This is a genomic window from Mycolicibacterium sp. ND9-15, from assembly GCF_035918395.1.
Taxonomy (GTDB): Bacteria; Actinomycetota; Actinomycetes; order Mycobacteriales; family Mycobacteriaceae; genus Mycobacterium.
The window spans coordinates 3,032,895-3,048,249 of record NZ_CP142362.1; the positions used below are offsets into that span (position 1 = coordinate 3,032,895).

The following is a 15,355-nucleotide window of genomic DNA, read 5'->3' on the forward strand; positions in this document are numbered from 1 at the left end:
GGCGGGCGGTGAGGCCCGACGCGTTCGCGTTCGTGATGGCGACCGGCATCGTGTCGATCGCCGCGGCGGATCACGGCTTCCCGTATCTCAGCGACGGGCTGGCCGTGGTGGCGGTCGCCGCGCTGCTGATTCTTATTGTCATAGCGGTGATTTCATGGGTTGGACGCCCACCTGATCTGTCGGATCTCGATGTCACGATCGGCTTGTTCACGTTCGTCGCCGCGTGCGCCGTCCTCGACAGCAGATTGACGTCGATATCGGAGGTGCTGTGGGCATTGGGCGTGTCGGCGGCCGTGGCTTGGCTGACACTGATCGCCCTGACGGCGCGGAACTTCGTTTCGCTGTCCTGGAACGAATTGCAGGGTCGCGCGCGTGGCGCATGGGAACTGTGCAGCGTCGGCACGTCCGGATTGGCGATCGTCACGGTTGCACTTGCGCGCGATAGGGGTTGGCATGCCGTAATGCTGATCGCAGTGGCGTTATGGGTCGTCGCGATCGCGCTCTACGTGTTGATGACCACGCTGATTCTGGCGCGGGCGCTCGCCGCGCGGTTGGACCCCGGCGGGTTCGAACCTGATGCGTGGATACTGATGGGCGGACTGGCCATAGTCACGTTGGCCGGAGACCACATTCATCGCGCCGGGATCGACGGCGTTCGCGAGGTGACGATCGCGGCGTGGTGTCTGGCTTCGATGTGGATCCTGCCGCTTCTGCACTTTGGAGTGCGCCACATCCAGCGCCCGGATGCCCGGCGTTTCGCCGGGGTGTGGTGGGCGATGGTGTTCCCGCTGGGCATGTACTCGTCGGCCAGCCACGCGATGGCCATCGAAACCGGATGGCCTGTCCTGCCCATGGTTTCGCTGATCTTCTTCTGGGTTGCGTTTGCTTCGTGGGCCGTTGTGGCGATCGCTGGGATGTTGCGATTGCGGGCTTGTTGTGCGCGCCGCCTACCCTCGACGCGACGCCGTGCTAGCCGCGCCGACCCAGGCTAGCCAGGGTATTGCCCTGTCGCTGCGGAGATTTCCGCAATCACTCGCTTCGGGTACTCGGTCAGGTCGAGCCAGGTGAAGCGCAGCACTTTCCAGCCGAGCAGCGCAATGGCGTTCTGCCGCGTGCGGTCAACCTGGAACACGTCGCTGTCGATGTGGAACGCCCAGCCGTCGACCTCGATCGCGACCGTCTCGCTGACGAATGCGACATCGACCTTGTAGCCGCCGACGGGATGATTGGTCGTCCAACCGGTGAAGCCGGCGTCGCGCAGCAGCTTTACCAGGATGCGCTCGGCCTTCGAGCGTGCGCCGTCCTGTGCGGCCCGCAGCAGTCGGCGCGCGGCGGGCGAACCATGCCTGCCTGTGTTGCGCAGGTGCGCCCGCCAGAGTTGCGGGAGCTCGACGTGTCGCTGCAGGGCTTTATCCATCAGCTTCGGTCCGCCGCCGCGTCGCACCGCGGCTTCGACGACGGTCAGGGGTAGCTCGGTGACCCTCAGGCCGTCGCGTTCGACAATGTCGCGGGGATGCAGGTCGCGCCGCCGCAGCCACGTACCCGACAGATGGCGCAGCCGGCTCCGCCGCGGGACGGTGACCTCGACGGTCTCTGGGGCGAACTTCGACAGTCCGTGCCACCATGCTGCCGCCAGCCCGCTGGCGCATGCGTGTGGGCCGTATGCGAGGACCGCGGCCCGGACCCGAGCAGCATCGGTGAACTGTCGATCGGCGACGAAGTACACGCTGCGCGCGTACCGCTGCCAATGCCCCGACCGGAGTCGACGGTTGATCGCGTCCTGGCTGAGCCCCGCGCGTTTGGCTTGAGTGAGCGTGATGATGCCGTCCTGGCGGCGCAGATACTCGTCGAGCACACCACGATGGACGCGAGACACCCCGCCACCGGTTCCATCGAAGCGATTTGTGGAGCCGCACCGGCGGTCAGCGCCGTGTTCTGTTCGGGGACATCGCTGACAGTTGTATGTCTCGGGACATCGCTGACACTTGAGTAGGGCCTGGGCCAGGATGGCTCATGGCTCAGAAGGTGACGGCGATGGACATTCGGATGGCTTCGGCGTTGGCCGGCCAGGTCGACAACGTGGCGCAGTTCTGCCGGGACAGCGCGATCAGTCGACAGACGTATTACAAGTTCCGCAAGCGTTTCCGTGACGGTGGGATCGAGGGTCTGCAGGATCGGTCGCGGCGTCCGCTGACTTCGCCGGGGCAGACCCCGGTCGAGGTGGAAGACCTGATCGTGTTGCGGCGTAAGCAGTTGATCGAGGATGGCCGCGATCACGGTGCACAGTCGATCGTGTGGTCGTTGCAGCGCGAGGGTATCGCGGTGCCGTCAGTGTCGACGGTGTGGCAGATCTTGACCCGTCGCGGGGCGATCGTCCCGCAGCCACAGAAGCGGCCGAAGTCGGCGACCAAACGGTTTTGCTTCGATCGGCCCAACGAGTGTTGGCAGTCCGATTGGACCGGATGGACGCTGGCCGACGGCAGCGCGGTGGGCATCGCGGGCAGTCTCGACGACCACTCCCGGTATGTGGTGGGTTTGCGCGCGGGTGCCGGTGACGCGGACGCCGAGCTTGTCTGGGAGGTGATGCTGGCAGGCATCGACGAGTGCGGGATACCATCGATGTCGTTGTCGGACAACGGAATCGTCTACACTGGCCGCTTCCACGCGCATGAATCAGCTTTCGAGGTCAATCTGCGCGCTCTCGGGGTGCGGACCATCAACTCGACGCCGTTTCACCCGCAGACCTGCGGCAAGATCGAGCGGTTCTGGCAGACGCTGAAGAAGTGGCTGTCTGCCCGCGATCCGGCGGCTACTGTCGAGGAACTCAACGCCCTGCTCGAGCAGTTCCGCACCTATTACAACCACCAACGGCCGCACCGCGCGCTACGTGGCGCCACCCCGGCCGAGGCATTCAGCGCCACCGTCATGGCCCGCCCCGCCGAGCGTCCACTGCCCGCACCGGTGTTCGTCAGCCGCCGCACCGTCGGAGAGAAGTCGGGACAGGTGTTCGTCGCGCCCTACAAGGTCAACGTCGGGCTGCGCTGGGCCGGCCACGACTGCGATGTCATCCGCGACGGCGAGCACATCACCATCTTCAGCGGCAACCGACTCGTGCGCACTCTCACTGCCGATCCCACACGCAACTACCAGTCCATCGACAAGACCACCCGCACCTATCGCACCCGCGAGCCCAAACCGGCATCATGAGTGTCAGCGATGTCCCGAGACATAAGTGTCAGCGATGTCCCGAGACACCACACGGCGGTCAGCGCCGGTAACGCTCCACAAGTCGCTGCTTACCGGCGACGGGCGACGCCTGCCGAGCGCAGCTCGAGGGCGGCGAGGCCGCGGATCGCGTCGGCATCGTGACCGCGCCACGCGCCGACCGGGTCGGCGTGGACGGCCACCAGCTTGGCCAGCGGCCGGTTGGCCAGCGCCCGCAGCGCCAACAGTTGCTCACCCGCGGGGGTACGAGCCAGGGAGGTCGCGATCCATTTGCGGCGGAAGAAGCGGAGCCGCAGGAACAGCCACGGCATCGCGACGGCCAGGATCGGCGGCGCGGCCACCGCGAGCGCCAGCACCCAGGCCAACCACGACGCAGTCGTGTCGAGGCTGTGTCCGGCCCCAGCGATGTCGAGTGCCGCCTCGCTGGCCGCGCGCAGCGGCTTGCTGAGCGCGTCGCCGATGAGCGGAAAGTCGTCGGTGCGCTCGCCCGCGGCATCCAGGTTGTCGGCCACTCCGTTGGCGCCGGCCTGGACCTGACGCCCCACCGCGGCGATGGTCGAGACGGCCGAGTGCACGGCCATGCCGACCATCACCCACACGGCGGTCCAGACCGCCACGACGATGTCGCTGACGAGCTGGGCCAGGAGGCGTGACGGAGTGGTGGCATAGGGGATAAACCGCGAAGTCATGGCACTAGATGCTGCCCGATAGGCTGGCCCGATGCGCCCCGCTCTGTCCGACTACGAACATCTGGCCAGTGGCAAGGTTCGCGAGCTGTACCGCGTGGACGACGAGACGCTGCTCTTCGTGGCCAGCGACCGCATCTCCGCCTACGACCACATCCTCGACTCGCAGATCCCCGACAAGGGGCGCATCCTGACCGCGATGAGCGTGTTCTTCTTCGATCTGGTCGACACGCCCAACCACCTCGCCGGACCGCCCGACGACGAGCGCATCCCCGCCGACGTGCTCGGGCGCGCGCTGGTGGTCCAGGAACTCCAGATGCTGCCGGTGGAGGCGGTCGCGCGCGGCTACCTCACCGGTTCTGGGCTCATCGACTACCAACGGACCGGCACGGTGTGCGGTATCGCGCTACCCGCCGGCCTCGTCGAGGCGAGCAGGTTCGACCAGCCGCTCTTCACCCCGGCCACCAAAGCCGAACTGGGGCAGCATGACGAGAACATCTCGTTCGCCGACGTGGTCGAGTTGATCGGCACAGAGCGGGCCGAGCAGTTGCGCGACCGGACACTGCAGACCTACAACCAAGGGGCCGAGCACGCGCTGACGAAGGGCATCATCGTCGCCGACACCAAGTTCGAGTTCGGTGTGGACTCCGACGGCGACCTGCGCCTGGCCGACGAGGTGTTCACCCCCGACTCGAGCAGGTACTGGCGGGCCGACGACTGGAAAGAAGGCGTCGTACAGCAGAGCTTCGACAAGCAGTTCGTCCGCAACTGGCTGACGGGGCCGGACTCCGGGTGGGACCGCGCCGGCGACAAGCCGCCGCCCCCGCTGCCGCCGGCCGTCGTCGATGCCACCAGGGCCCGTTACATCGAGGCCTACGAACGTATTTCGGGCCGGAAGTTCAGCGATTGGATCGGCTCGTGAAGCCGCCCGTAGCCAAGCGGGTCGAGACACGCCGCGAGCACCACGGCGAGGTCTTCTGCGATCCCTACGAGTGGCTGCGCGATAAGAGCGACCCACAGGTGATCGCACACCTGGAAGCGGAGAACGCCTACACCGAGCACGTCACCGAGCACCTTGCGCCGCTGCGCCAGAACATCTTCGACGAGATCAAGGCCCGCACCAAGGAAACCGACCTGTCGGTGCCGACCCGACGCGACGCATGGTGGTACTACGGCCGCAGTTTCGAGGGCAAGCAGTACAGCGTGCACTGCCGTTGCCCGGTGGCAGATCCCGACGACTGGACGCCACCGGTCCTCGACGAGAACACCGAGATTCCCGGCGAGCAGGTACTGCTCGACGAGAATGTCGAGGCCCAGGGACAGGACTTCTTCTCCCTCGGCGCAGCGTCGGTCAGCGTGGACGGCAACATCCTGGCTTACTCGGTGGATGTCCGGGGCGACGAGCGATACACCATGCGGTTCAAGGACTTACGCACCGGCGAGCTGTACGACGACACGATCAGCGGAATCGGCGCCGGTGTCACGTGGGCGGCCGACAACCGCACGGTGTATTACACGACGCTCGACGAGGCGTGGCGTCCGGACACCATCTGGCGGCACCGCCTCGCCTCAGGGCTACCCGCCCAGCGCGTCTACCACGAACCCGACGAACGGTACTGGCTCGGCGTCGGGCGCACCCGCAGCGACAAGTACGTCATCATCGCTGCGGGCAGCGCCGTCACCTCCGAGGTGCGTTACGCCGATGCGACGGATCCGGACGCCGAGTTCACCGTCGTATGGCCACGACGCGACTTCGTCGAGTACTCCGTCGAGCATGCGGTGGTGGGCGGCGAGGACCGGTTCCTGATCCTGCACAACGACGGTGCGGAGAACTTCACGCTCGTGGAGGCTCCCGTCGGCGACCCCGGCGCGGTCCGCACGCTGATCGAACACCGCGACGACGTCCGCCTCGACTCAGTGGACGCGTTCGCGGGTCACCTCGTCGTCAGCTACCGCAGTGAGGCGCTGCCGAAGATCCAGCTTTGGCCGGTGCACCCGAGCGGTGAGTACGGCCACCCCGAGGACTTCACCTTCGAGTCCGAGCTGACGTCGGCCGGGCTCAGCGCCAATCCGAACTGGAGCGCACCGAAGCTGCGGATCGGAGCCACCTCGTACACCACCCCGGTGCGCATCTTCGACGTCGACCTCGCCACCGGTGAACGGACGCTGCTGCGCGAACAGCCCGTGCTCGGCGACTACCGTCCCGAGGATTACGTCGAGCGCCGCGACTGGGCCGTCGCACCGGACGGGGCACGGATACCGATTTCGGTCGTGCACAAGATCGGGCTGCAGTATCCGGCGCCCACACTGCTCTACGGGTACGGGGCCTATGAGGCCTGCGAGGATCCGCGCTTCTCCATCGCGCGGCTGTCGCTGCTCGACCGAGGGATGGTCTTCGCGGTCGCCCATGTGCGCGGCGGCGGTGAGCTCGGTCGTCCGTGGTACGAGCACGGCAAGATGCTCGAGAAGAAGAACAGCTTCACCGATTTCATCGCCGTCGCACAGCATCTCGTGCAGACCGATGTCACGCGGCCGGAGAACTTGGTGGCGTACGGCGGCAGCGCCGGCGGTCTGCTCGTCGGAGCCGTCGCCAACATGGCACCGGAGTTGTTCGCGGGCATCCTCGCGGTCGTGCCGTTCGTGGACCCGCTCACCACGATCCTCGACCCGTCGCTTCCGCTCACCGTCACCGAATGGGACGAGTGGGGAAACCCGTTGGACAACAACGACGTCTACGACTACATGAAATCGTACTCGCCGTATGAGAACGTGGAAGCCAGGCAGTACCCGCGGATCCTCGCGATGACGTCGCTGAACGATACCCGGGTGTGCTACGTCGAACCGGCCAAATGGGTTGCGGCACTGCGCCACACCAAGGCCGACAACCATCCTGTGCTGTTGAAGACCGAGATGAATGCCGGCCACGGTGGCATCAGCGGTCGCTACGAACGCTGGAAGGAAACCGCGTTCCAGTACGCCTGGCTACTGGACGCTGCCCAGGCCGATCACGAACGCCGCCCCTAGGTAGAGGATCTGCTCGGCGGTGCGTAGATCGAGCCGGGTCGTCATCGACTTCGGCGGGTTCGGCATCCGCGACGCGTACACGTTGGCCGGGAACATCGCCATCATCAACACGAACAGGCAGACCGCGGCGGCCACCCGCGTGGGCGGGTAGAGCAGCCCTGCGGCGCCGATCAGTTCCAGCACGCCGGTGATGGTGACCAGCAGCGCAGGCGCGGGCAGCCGCGACGGCACGATCGAGATCATGTCGCGACGCAGCGGGTTGACGAAGTGTGCGATCCCGGTGACCACGAACATCGCGGCCAGCCCGACGGCGACGGCGGATGTCCAGCCGTCGACGTAGTCCAGGCCGAGCCAGCCGGCCAGCCGGGCGCTGAGGGTGCCCAGTACGAGCGTGATGAGGACGGCCACGAGAACTCCAATCTAGACAGCGACAAGTTCTGACGATAGACAGGAATCTAGTCGTTGTCAAGATTTCCGCTATGATGGCCGGATGAGCAGGACGTCCTACCACCACGGCGACTTGAAGGCCGTCATCCTCGCGGAGGCGGCCGGCCTGGTGGCCGAGCGCGGCGCCAACGGGATCTCACTTCGCGAGCTGGCACGGGCGGCGGGGGTTTCGCACGCCGCGCCCGCACACCACTTCGCCGACCGGCGCGGCCTGTTCACCGCGCTGGCGGCCGAGGGTTGGCGGAAACTGGCCACCGCACTCGCCGGCGCGAGGCCGGATTTCGTCGACGCCGCACTGGCTTACGTGCGGTTCGCGCTCGACCATCCGGGGCACTACGCGGTCATGTTCGACCGCTCGCTCGTCGACCCGGACAACGCGGAGTTGGTGGCAGCTCAGGATGCGGCGGGAGTCGAACTGGCCCAAGGTGTCGGCACCCTCGACGATCCCCGCGCCACGGAGGATCCGCAGGCCGCCGCGTTGGCGGCATGGTCACTGGTGCATGGGTTTTCGCTGCTCTGGCTGAACCGGGCCATCGACACCCATGCCGATCCGATGGCCACCGTGCGCCGCGTCGCGGGCATGCTGTACAAGACCGGGTAACGTGCGGGCATGACCGACACACCGCTGACCGATATCGCTGTGACCACCCTCGACGGCCGCGACACCACCATCGGCGAGCTGGCCGACGGTGCCGCACTCGTCGTCAACGTCGCCTCGAAATGTGGTCTGACACCGCAGTACACCGCGCTCGAGCAGTTGGCCAAGGACTACCGCGACCGCGGGTTGACCGTGATCGGCGTGCCGTGCAACCAGTTTATGGGCCAGGAACCGGGTACGGCGCAGGAGATCGCGGAGTTCTGCTCGACGACCTACGGGGTGACGTTCCCCCTGCTGGCCAAGACCGACGTCAACGGCGCCGACCGGCACCCGCTGTACTCCGAGTTGACGAAGACGCCCGACGCCGGCGGCGAGGCCGGCGACATCCAGTGGAACTTCGAGAAGTTCCTGCTCGCACCCGGCGGAACGGTGGTCAAGCGGTTCCGGCCGCGCACCGAACCCGACGCTCCCGAGGTGATCGCAGCCATCGAGGACGTCCTGCGATAGCACCCGAGGGCCAACCGGCGTCAGCGTGTTGTAAACCGTTGCCACACGTGACGTTGCGACACTGACCGCGTCAGCGCACGTTGCCCGACATCGAGGATCTCCACGCACAACTCGGCGCCCGCGACCTGCCGATCTCGCTGCCGGTGGCGCCCCGGCTCAAGGGCGGGCGATGCTCGGTGTCGTCGACCTCGCGCTCATGGGCCAGTGTGTGCCCCGGTGTCGACGACCGGCGGCCGGACAACGCAATGGCGGTCGCGGCATAGCACTTGCCGCTAACGTGGCGGCCATGGCAGATGCTGACGTCATCGTCGTCGGGGCCGGGCTGGCGGGTCTGGTGGCGGCCTGCGAGCTCGTCGATCGCGGCCGGCGCGTGCTGATCGTCGACCAGGAGAACGCCAACAGCATCGGTGGCCAGGCGTACTGGTCGTTCGGCGGGCTGTTCTTCGTCGACAGCCCCGAGCAGCGGCGGCTGGGCATCCGGGACAGCCACGAGTTGGCGCTGCAGGACTGGCTGGGCTCGGCCGGATTCGACCGTCCGGAGGATCATTGGCCACGGCAGTGGGCGCACGCCTACGTCGATTTCGCGGCTGGTGAGAAGCGCGGTTGGCTGCGTGAGCGTGGGCTGCAGACATTTCCAATCGTCGGGTGGGCCGAGCGGGGCGGGTACGACGCCCGCGGGCACGGCAATTCGGTGCCGCGGTTCCACATCACCTGGGGCACCGGACCGGCGATCGTCGACATCTTCGCGCGCCGGCTGACCGGACGCGTCCGGTACGCGCACCGGCACCGGGTGGACGAGTTGATCGTCGAGAGCGGCGCCGTTGTCGGCGTGCGCGGCACCGTGCTCGAGCCTTCTGATGCGGCCCGCGGGGTGGCGACGTCGCGAGAAGCGATCGGAGAGTTCGAGTTTCGCGCACAGGCCGTCGTCGTCGCCAGCGGCGGCATCGGGGGCAACCACGACCTGGTGCGGCAGAACTGGCCCCGGCGGATGGGGCGGGTGCCGGAACAGTTGCTCTCCGGCGTGCCCGCACACGTCGACGGGCGCATGATCGGCATCACCGAGGTGGCCGGGGCGCGGGTGATCAACAGCGACCGAATGTGGCATTACACCGAGGGGATCACCAACTACGACCCGATCTGGCCGTTGCACGGTATCCGGATCCTGCCGGGGCCGTCGTCGCTGTGGTTGGACGCCAACGGCAACCGCCTGCCGTCGCCGCTGTATCCGGGGTTCGACACGCTCGGCACCTTGGAGCACATCGCGCAGACCGGGCAGGACTACACCTGGTTCATCCTCAACGCGCGGATCATCGCCAAGGAGTTCGCGCTGTCGGGCCAGGAGCAGAACCCCGACCTCACCGGCCGCAGTGTCCGTGACGTCTTGTCCCGGGTTCGCCCGGGAGCGCCGGCGCCGGTGCAGGCGTTCGTCGACCGCGGTGTGGACTTCGTCAGCGCTGACTCGTTGCGGGACTTGGTTTCTGCGATGAACACGGTGCCCGAGGTGCTGCCCCTGGACTTCGCGACGGTTGAGGCCGAGGTCACCGCCCGGGACCGCGAGGTCGCGAACAAGTTCACCAAGGACATGCAGATCGCCTCGATCCGGGTGGCGCGCAACTATCTGGGCGACCGGGTCAGCCGTGTCGTCGCGCCGCACCGGTTGACCGACCCCAAGGCCGGGCCGCTGATCGCGGTGAAGCTGCACATCCTGACGCGAAAGTCGCTGGGCGGGTTGGAGACCGACCTGGACGCGCGAGTGCTGCGAGCCGACGGCAGCGTGTTCGACGGACTGTTCGCCGCCGGGGAGGCCGCGGGCTTCGGCGGCGGGGGTGTGCACGGCTACCGGTCGCTGGAGGGCACCTTTCTCGGCGGCTGTGTGTTCTCCGGCCGGGCCGCGGGCCGCGCGGCGGCACGGGACACGGCATAGCTGCAGGGCCGCGAATCAGAATTCCGTGCTGTCCTCCGGTTCGAGCACTTGAAAGTCGGTGTCCGTCATTTCCGAGAGCCGGCCGTAGAAGATGCCGCGGGCGCTGGGATCGATGATCGCCTGATGGATGGGCACGGCGTGCGTCGGCGCGACCGCACGCAGATAGTCCACCGCCTCGGAGATCTTCATCCACGGCGCGGCAGCCGGCGTGGCGAGCACGTCGACCGGTTCGCCCGGAGTGAACAGCGCGTCGCCGGGATGCATGAGGCGGGCCCGATGCGTGCCGTCGTCGACGAGGTAGGAGATGTTGTCGACCACCGGAATCTCCGGGTGGATCACCGCGTGCTTTCCGCCCACGCCGCGCACCGTCAAATGGTCGATGGTGAGCACGTCGCCGACGTTGACCGCGCGCCACGGATCGCCGAGTTGCGCGGCGGTCTGCGGGTCGGCATACAGGGCGGCCTGCGGGTTGGCGTCGAGCAGGGCGGGCAGCCGTTCGGTGTCGGCATGGTCCGGGTGCTGATGGGTGATCAGGATCGCCGACAGCCCGGTGATGCCCTCGAAACCGTGCGAGAACGTGCCAGGGTCGAACAGGATCGTCGATTCAGGACCGGATTCGCTCTCGAAATTGGCGAGTAAGCACGAATGTCCGAAATGGGTCAATTGCATGCCTATATTGTGGCGGCGCTGGCGGAGTTCAGGGGGTACTTGTCGTGCGATTGCTGCTGGCGGTGGCCGTCGCGGCGTTGGGGCTGGCTGTCGCGCCCGGCCCCCCGGCGGATGCCGTGCCGGGCGTCTGCCCGCCGATCTGCGACGCGATCCCCGACCCGGCGTGGCCGGTGTCCAGTTCGCTTCCCTTGTATTCGGTGTACCGCTGGCCGGGGCTGGCCGGCCTCGCCGTCACCGCGCCGGCGCCGCGGTTCATGTTCGAGGAACTGTGCAGCAGTCCGCCGGCGCCGGCCGACCCACGCGACTATGTGGTGGCGGCGCGGGCGCAGGTCGCAAACCCGGCTGGTCAATGGCAGTTGCGGGCGCAGGTGCTGCACTGGCGCGGAGACGTCGCGCACAACGCTCCGCTCACGCGCTCGGTGCTCGACACGGCAGAGTCGAGGCTGCGGACCTGCCAGATGACAGCACCGCTAGCGTCACCGTCGGTCACCACCGCCGATGCCGAGCAGTTGGCAGCGGTGATCAGCGTGGCGGGCCAGAAAGTGGTGCACCAGTACCTGCTGGCCCACCCCACCAGCGGCAGCATCGTCGAACTCGCGATGTGGTCGGCCGTGCCCGTGCAGGTGCCGTGGGCCGCGCCGCCCGACGCCCAGGTTTTCCAGGCGCTGGCGGGCCCGCTGTGCGAGGCGTATCTCGGTTCGTGCCGGTGAGGCGCGGACGCCGAGACCGCCGGTACAGTTGACGCGTGGCAAGGGTGGTGGTGCACGTGATGCCCAAGGCCGAGATCCTCGACCCGCAGGGGCAGGCGATCGTCGGCGCCTTGGGCCGTCTTGGCTTCAACGGTGTCTCAGATGTCCGGCAGGGCAAGCGTTTTGAGCTCGAGGTCGACGACGGCATCGACGACGACACCCTCGCCGAGATCGCCGAATCGCTGTTGGCGAACACGGTGATCGAGGACTGGTCGGTGAGCAGGGAGCAATCATGACAGCGCGTGTGGGCGTCATCACATTTCCTGGCACCCTCGACGACGTCGACGCCGCGCGAGCGGTTCGGTTGGCGGGCGGGCAGGCCGTTCCGCTGTGGCACGCCGACGCCGATCTGAAGAACGTCGACGCCGTGGTGGTGCCCGGCGGCTTCTCCTACGGCGACTATCTGCGGGCGGGTGCGATCGCCAAGATCGCGCCCGTGATGGGTGAAGTGGTGCGCGCCGCCGAGCAGGGCATGCCGGTGTTGGGCATTTGCAACGGGTTTCAGGTGCTGTGCGAATCCGGCCTGCTGCCGGGCGCGTTGACCCGCAATGTGGGGCTGCATTTCATCTGCCGAGACGTGTGGTTGCAGGTGTCGTCGATCACGACCGCGTGGACATCGCGCTTCGAGTGGGGCGCCGAACTGCTGGTGCCGCTCAAGTCCGGCGAAGGGCGCTACGTGGCCAGCGAGAAGGTTCTCGACGAGCTGGAGAACGAAGGTCGCGTGGTGTTCCGGTATGCGGAGAACCCCAACGGGTCCATGCGCGACATCGCGGGTATCAGCTCGGCCAACGGTCGCGTCGTCGGCCTGATGCCGCATCCCGAACACGCCATCGAGCCGCTGACCGGACCGTCCGACGACGGGCTCGGGCTGTTCTACTCCGCGCTGGACGGGGTCCTCAGCGCGTAACCCTGCCTGCGCGAGCGTGCGTGTTTGCACACGGCACGCCGCGAAATCTCGGCAGTTCGCGCACGCTGGCGGCCAGGCGACCGTGCACAGAATTTGGTGCGCATGCTGCCGTGCCGGCGGTGTTAGGTTCACATCTGTTCAAAGGTGTGCCGATTAGCCACCGCCCAGCGAGAGACCACGGGGGAGCCTTGCTAGTCGATCCAGATGTGTTGCGTGCCTTGGCCGCACACGTTGATGCCGTCGCTGCGACGATCAGTGAACTCGACGTGAGCGGTGCGGCCGCATCCGCGGCGGACGACTTGAAGGGATCGGCGACGCAGTGGGCCGCTCGCCAGGTCGGCCATCATTTAGGGCTGTCATCGAGGGACATCGCCAAGGACATCACGACGATGGGTCACGCCGTCCGCGGTGCGGGCGAGCGGTACGAAGTGGACGATGCCGCCCTGGCCGGTACCTTCAGGCAACTGTTCTGACCGTGCTGCCGTCACGTAGCCGGTTGCAGAGCTGGAACCCCGAGTCGCTGTTGCCGCCCGCAACCAGGGTCAGGAACGCCGGCGGATCGATCTACGAGGCCGTCGTCAATCTCGACGAGCGTGTTGATCGGATGCCCGAGTCACGTGACTGGGTGGGCGAGGCTCAAAGCGCAGCTCAGAGGCTCTTCGGCCGGGCGACGGACCGGTCGTCGTCCGTCAAGGACTACGCCGAGACCTTCGCGAACGCGCTGCAGAACGGCAGCGCCTCGATCGGCAATGCCCGAGCCCGACTGCTGGCCAAGGCCGACGACGTCGATGTGAGCGAATTGAACGTCACCGATCAATGGGTCGTGATGATCGACCCGGCGGAGATGTCGGCGGAGAAGGCTGCCGAACTACAGAAGCAGGCGGACCAAGCCCAGGAGGCGATCAACGAGCTACTGCTCGCGGTGGGTGAAGCCGACGATGAAACCACTCGACAGTTGTTGTTGGCGAGGATCACGGGCGCCGCATTTGAGAACCTCGAATATGGCCCGCCAAGCCCGATTCCCCCGACCCCGAGCGATGACGTCCCGGCACCCTCGACCGAGGAGGGCAAACAGTTTCAGGCGATCGCCCGCGCGCAGGACATGGCGACCACCGTTCGTGAGATCAGCGACACGATGGACGCGGACGGAAACCGCGTCACCACATACACCATGCTCGATGGCAGCGAACATGTCACGACCGAGCATGTCGATCAAGGGTTGCCCAGCGAGCAGGTCTACCCCGTGGGGACGATAACCGTCCTCCACACCGACAAGAACGGAAATACGGTGTCGCTGACGTGCACAACGCCGCGTGAGGACGGAGGCTTCCTCACCGAGGTGTTCTACGCCGGCGGAACTCACATCGCCGTCTCGGAAACGGCGGACGGAACGCGTACCGGCAGCTGCACGACACCTGGTGGTGGACACGCGATCCTGCCGGACTCGTTCTTCAACGACCCGATCCCGACCCTGGCCAGCAGTGCTCTCTCGGGGTTGGAAGCCCAAGCGGGCAAGGGGATTCCACGACTGAGCGCCGATGCGCTCGACGGCATCAAGGCCGGCGCGAAATTCGGCGGGCCGGCGATCGGCGTCGCGTCGATGGTTTACGACATGGTGTCGGCGGAGACGCTACACGAGCGGTGTGTCGCTGCGTGGTCGGGTGGCGTCGGTCTGGTCGGCGGCCTGGCGACCTCGGTTGCTCTCGGGGCCATGCCCGGGGTCGGCCCGGCCGCCGCGATGGGCATCAGCACTCCAGTTGGCTTCGCCTGGGGGTACGTAGGGGAATTGGTCGGCAATATAGTGTGCGCCCCGTGAAGTCCTCGACGGCCACCGTGGTTCTCGGCATCTTCTGCGTTCCGTTCGGGCTGTTCTGCTTGGCTTGGACGGTCATCTTCGCGGGACGCGGGCAGTACCTGTCGGCCATCGTGGCACTGGGGACCGCCCTTTTCCTTCTGGGATTCATCGCGATGTTGATTCTCGTCGCCAATCGCAACGTGGCGCCGCGGATCAGCTACGACGGTGCTGGAACGACGTTTCGGCCGGATCGAAGGGTCGACCGCCTTTTCATGGCTGCTTCCGTCGCGGCGTTCGTCGCCATGGCGTGCTACGCCATCTTCGCACCGCTCGACATGCTCGACATCCGTCCACCACGCGGAGGCGGACGCTACCTCGTACTCTCCTGCACCGCTGGAGCTTTGCTGGGTTTGTTCAGTCTGCGTCAGATGTTCCGGCGACGCGGGACGAGCTATCTCCGCATGAGCGTGGACGGCATCGAAACCGGGACCACGATGACGTCTCGAGAACAATCCTGGGACGAAGTGACGGACATCGCGGACATGAAACCAAACGCGCGTCATCCCAACGGAGCCACCTACATCATGACTGCCGGCGGACAGTCGCGAGAACTTCCGACTCATTGGTACACACCGGACGGCCATGCGCTACGAGAGCTGATGCGCTTCTACTGGCAACATCCCGACGCCCGTGAGGAGCTAGCCGACGGACGCGCGATCCACCGGCTCGAAACAGAGTGAACGGTGTGACGCTCGTCAGCCCGCGAGCGTGCGCAAAGTGCTGAAAATCCGCGGCGTGCCGTGTGCAAACACGCACGCTCGCGC

Annotated in this window: 18 protein-coding genes; 14 read left to right on the forward strand and 4 right to left on the reverse strand. The window is 66.8% G+C overall.

Annotated elements, in window-relative coordinates; translation table 11 throughout:
- Nucleotides 1-8: 8 nt before the first annotated feature.
- Nucleotides 9-992 (forward strand): tellurite resistance/C4-dicarboxylate transporter family protein, encoded by a 984-nt coding sequence (locus tag QGN32_RS14825; protein WP_326545128.1) that lies wholly within the window; start codon nt 9-11, stop codon nt 990-992.
- Here the strand turns inward: QGN32_RS14825 and QGN32_RS14830 are convergent.
- A complete protein-coding gene (locus QGN32_RS14830; protein WP_326549081.1) occupies nt 989-1,855 on the reverse strand; it encodes a PDDEXK-like endonuclease domain-containing protein in 867 nt (288 codons plus the stop codon). The genes QGN32_RS14825 and QGN32_RS14830 overlap by 4 nt on opposite strands.
- A gap of 158 nt (nt 1,856-2,013) precedes the next feature.
- Here QGN32_RS14830 and QGN32_RS14835 point away from each other — a divergent pair, with 158 nt between their 5' ends.
- Complete coding sequence (locus tag QGN32_RS14835; RefSeq protein WP_326544898.1) at nt 2,014-3,207, forward strand: integrase core domain-containing protein; 1,194 nt, start codon at nt 2,014-2,016, stop codon at nt 3,205-3,207.
- Nucleotides 3,208-3,296: 89 nt separating this feature from the next.
- Here QGN32_RS14835 and QGN32_RS14840 read toward each other — a convergent pair whose 3' ends face one another.
- Nucleotides 3,297-3,914, reverse strand: coding sequence for a hypothetical protein (locus tag QGN32_RS14840; RefSeq protein WP_326545129.1), 618 nt, complete (start codon nt 3,912-3,914; stop codon nt 3,297-3,299).
- A gap of 31 nt (nt 3,915-3,945) precedes the next feature.
- Here QGN32_RS14840 and QGN32_RS14845 point away from each other — a divergent pair, with 31 nt between their 5' ends.
- Together QGN32_RS14845 and QGN32_RS14850 are read left to right on the forward strand one after the other, a co-directional pair.
- Entirely contained in the window at nt 3,946-4,833 is an 888-nt protein-coding gene (locus tag QGN32_RS14845; RefSeq protein WP_326545130.1) for a phosphoribosylaminoimidazolesuccinocarboxamide synthase, read from the forward strand.
- Nucleotides 4,830-6,935 (forward strand): S9 family peptidase, encoded by a 2,106-nt coding sequence (locus QGN32_RS14850; RefSeq protein WP_326545131.1) that lies wholly within the window; start codon nt 4,830-4,832, stop codon nt 6,933-6,935. The genes QGN32_RS14845 and QGN32_RS14850 overlap by 4 nt, the downstream gene beginning before the upstream one ends.
- Here the strand turns inward: QGN32_RS14850 and QGN32_RS14855 are convergent.
- Entirely contained in the window at nt 6,894-7,343 is a 450-nt protein-coding gene (locus tag QGN32_RS14855; RefSeq protein WP_326545132.1) for a DoxX family protein, read from the reverse strand. The two genes, QGN32_RS14850 and QGN32_RS14855, sit on opposite strands and share 42 nt — an antisense overlap.
- 82 nt (nt 7,344-7,425) lie before the next feature.
- Between QGN32_RS14855 and QGN32_RS14860 the strand changes: the two genes are divergently transcribed.
- The 4 genes from QGN32_RS14860 (at nt 7,426) to QGN32_RS14875 (ending at nt 10,411) form a co-directional block, all read left to right on the forward strand.
- Complete coding sequence (locus QGN32_RS14860; protein ID WP_326545133.1) at nt 7,426-7,983, forward strand: TetR/AcrR family transcriptional regulator; 558 nt, start codon at nt 7,426-7,428, stop codon at nt 7,981-7,983.
- A gap of 9 nt (nt 7,984-7,992) precedes the next feature.
- Nucleotides 7,993-8,487 carry a glutathione peroxidase gene (locus QGN32_RS14865; RefSeq protein WP_326545134.1) on the forward strand — a complete coding sequence of 165 codons (495 nt, stop codon included), beginning with the start codon at nt 7,993-7,995 and terminating at the stop codon, nt 8,485-8,487.
- Nucleotides 8,488-8,567: 80 nt separating this feature from the next.
- On the forward strand, nt 8,568-8,750 hold the full coding sequence (locus tag QGN32_RS14870) for a hypothetical protein (RefSeq protein ID WP_326545135.1): 183 nt from the start codon (nt 8,568-8,570) through the stop codon (nt 8,748-8,750).
- Nucleotides 8,751-8,773: 23 nt separating this feature from the next.
- A complete protein-coding gene (locus QGN32_RS14875; protein WP_326545136.1) occupies nt 8,774-10,411 on the forward strand; it encodes an FAD-binding dehydrogenase in 1,638 nt (545 codons plus the stop codon).
- A gap of 15 nt (nt 10,412-10,426) precedes the next feature.
- Here the strand turns inward: QGN32_RS14875 and QGN32_RS14880 are convergent, their stop codons facing one another.
- On the reverse strand, nt 10,427-11,080 hold the full coding sequence (locus QGN32_RS14880) for an MBL fold metallo-hydrolase (protein ID WP_326545137.1): 654 nt from the start codon (nt 11,078-11,080) through the stop codon (nt 10,427-10,429).
- A 44-nt stretch (nt 11,081-11,124) separates the two neighbouring features.
- Between QGN32_RS14880 and QGN32_RS14885 the strand changes: the two genes are divergently transcribed.
- From QGN32_RS14885 to QGN32_RS14910, 6 genes are all read left to right on the forward strand, one after another.
- Entirely contained in the window at nt 11,125-11,790 is a 666-nt protein-coding gene (locus QGN32_RS14885) for an ATPase (RefSeq protein ID WP_326545138.1), read from the forward strand.
- 35 nt (nt 11,791-11,825) lie between these two features.
- Entirely contained in the window at nt 11,826-12,065 is a 240-nt protein-coding gene (gene purS / locus QGN32_RS14890) for a phosphoribosylformylglycinamidine synthase subunit PurS (RefSeq protein ID WP_326545139.1), read from the forward strand.
- Nucleotides 12,062-12,736 (forward strand): phosphoribosylformylglycinamidine synthase subunit PurQ, encoded by a 675-nt coding sequence (gene purQ, locus QGN32_RS14895; protein WP_326545140.1) that lies wholly within the window; start codon nt 12,062-12,064, stop codon nt 12,734-12,736. The genes purS and purQ overlap by 4 nt, the downstream gene beginning before the upstream one ends.
- A gap of 218 nt (nt 12,737-12,954) precedes the next feature.
- Nucleotides 12,955-13,209, forward strand: coding sequence for a hypothetical protein (locus QGN32_RS14900; RefSeq protein WP_326545141.1), 255 nt, complete (start codon nt 12,955-12,957; stop codon nt 13,207-13,209).
- 2 nt (nt 13,210-13,211) lie between these two features.
- Nucleotides 13,212-14,552, forward strand: a complete 1,341-nt coding sequence (locus QGN32_RS14905) for a hypothetical protein (RefSeq protein WP_326545142.1) — start codon at nt 13,212-13,214, stop codon at nt 14,550-14,552.
- Nucleotides 14,549-15,271, forward strand: coding sequence for a hypothetical protein (locus tag QGN32_RS14910; protein WP_326545143.1), 723 nt, complete (start codon nt 14,549-14,551; stop codon nt 15,269-15,271). The genes QGN32_RS14905 and QGN32_RS14910 overlap by 4 nt, the downstream gene beginning before the upstream one ends.
- Nucleotides 15,272-15,355: the final 84 nt, after the last annotated feature.

Excerpts from the sequence above, each read along its gene's own strand:
- QGN32_RS14835 (WP_326544898.1), top strand. The coding sequence starts at position 2,014 with ATGGCTCAGAAGGTGACGGCGATGGACATTCGGATGGCTTCGGCGTTG.
- QGN32_RS14840 (WP_326545129.1), bottom strand. The coding sequence starts at position 3,914 with ATGACTTCGCGGTTTATCCCCTATGCCACCACTCCGTCACGCCTCCTG.
- QGN32_RS14845 (WP_326545130.1), top strand. The coding sequence starts at position 3,946 with ATGCGCCCCGCTCTGTCCGACTACGAACATCTGGCCAGTGGCAAGGTT.
- QGN32_RS14860 (WP_326545133.1), top strand. The coding sequence starts at position 7,426 with ATGAGCAGGACGTCCTACCACCACGGCGACTTGAAGGCCGTCATCCTC.
- QGN32_RS14865 (WP_326545134.1), top strand. The coding sequence starts at position 7,993 with ATGACCGACACACCGCTGACCGATATCGCTGTGACCACCCTCGACGGC.
- QGN32_RS14875 (WP_326545136.1), top strand. The coding sequence starts at position 8,774 with ATGGCAGATGCTGACGTCATCGTCGTCGGGGCCGGGCTGGCGGGTCTG.
- QGN32_RS14880 (WP_326545137.1), bottom strand. The coding sequence starts at position 11,080 with ATGCAATTGACCCATTTCGGACATTCGTGCTTACTCGCCAATTTCGAG.
- purQ (WP_326545140.1), top strand. The coding sequence starts at position 12,062 with ATGACAGCGCGTGTGGGCGTCATCACATTTCCTGGCACCCTCGACGAC.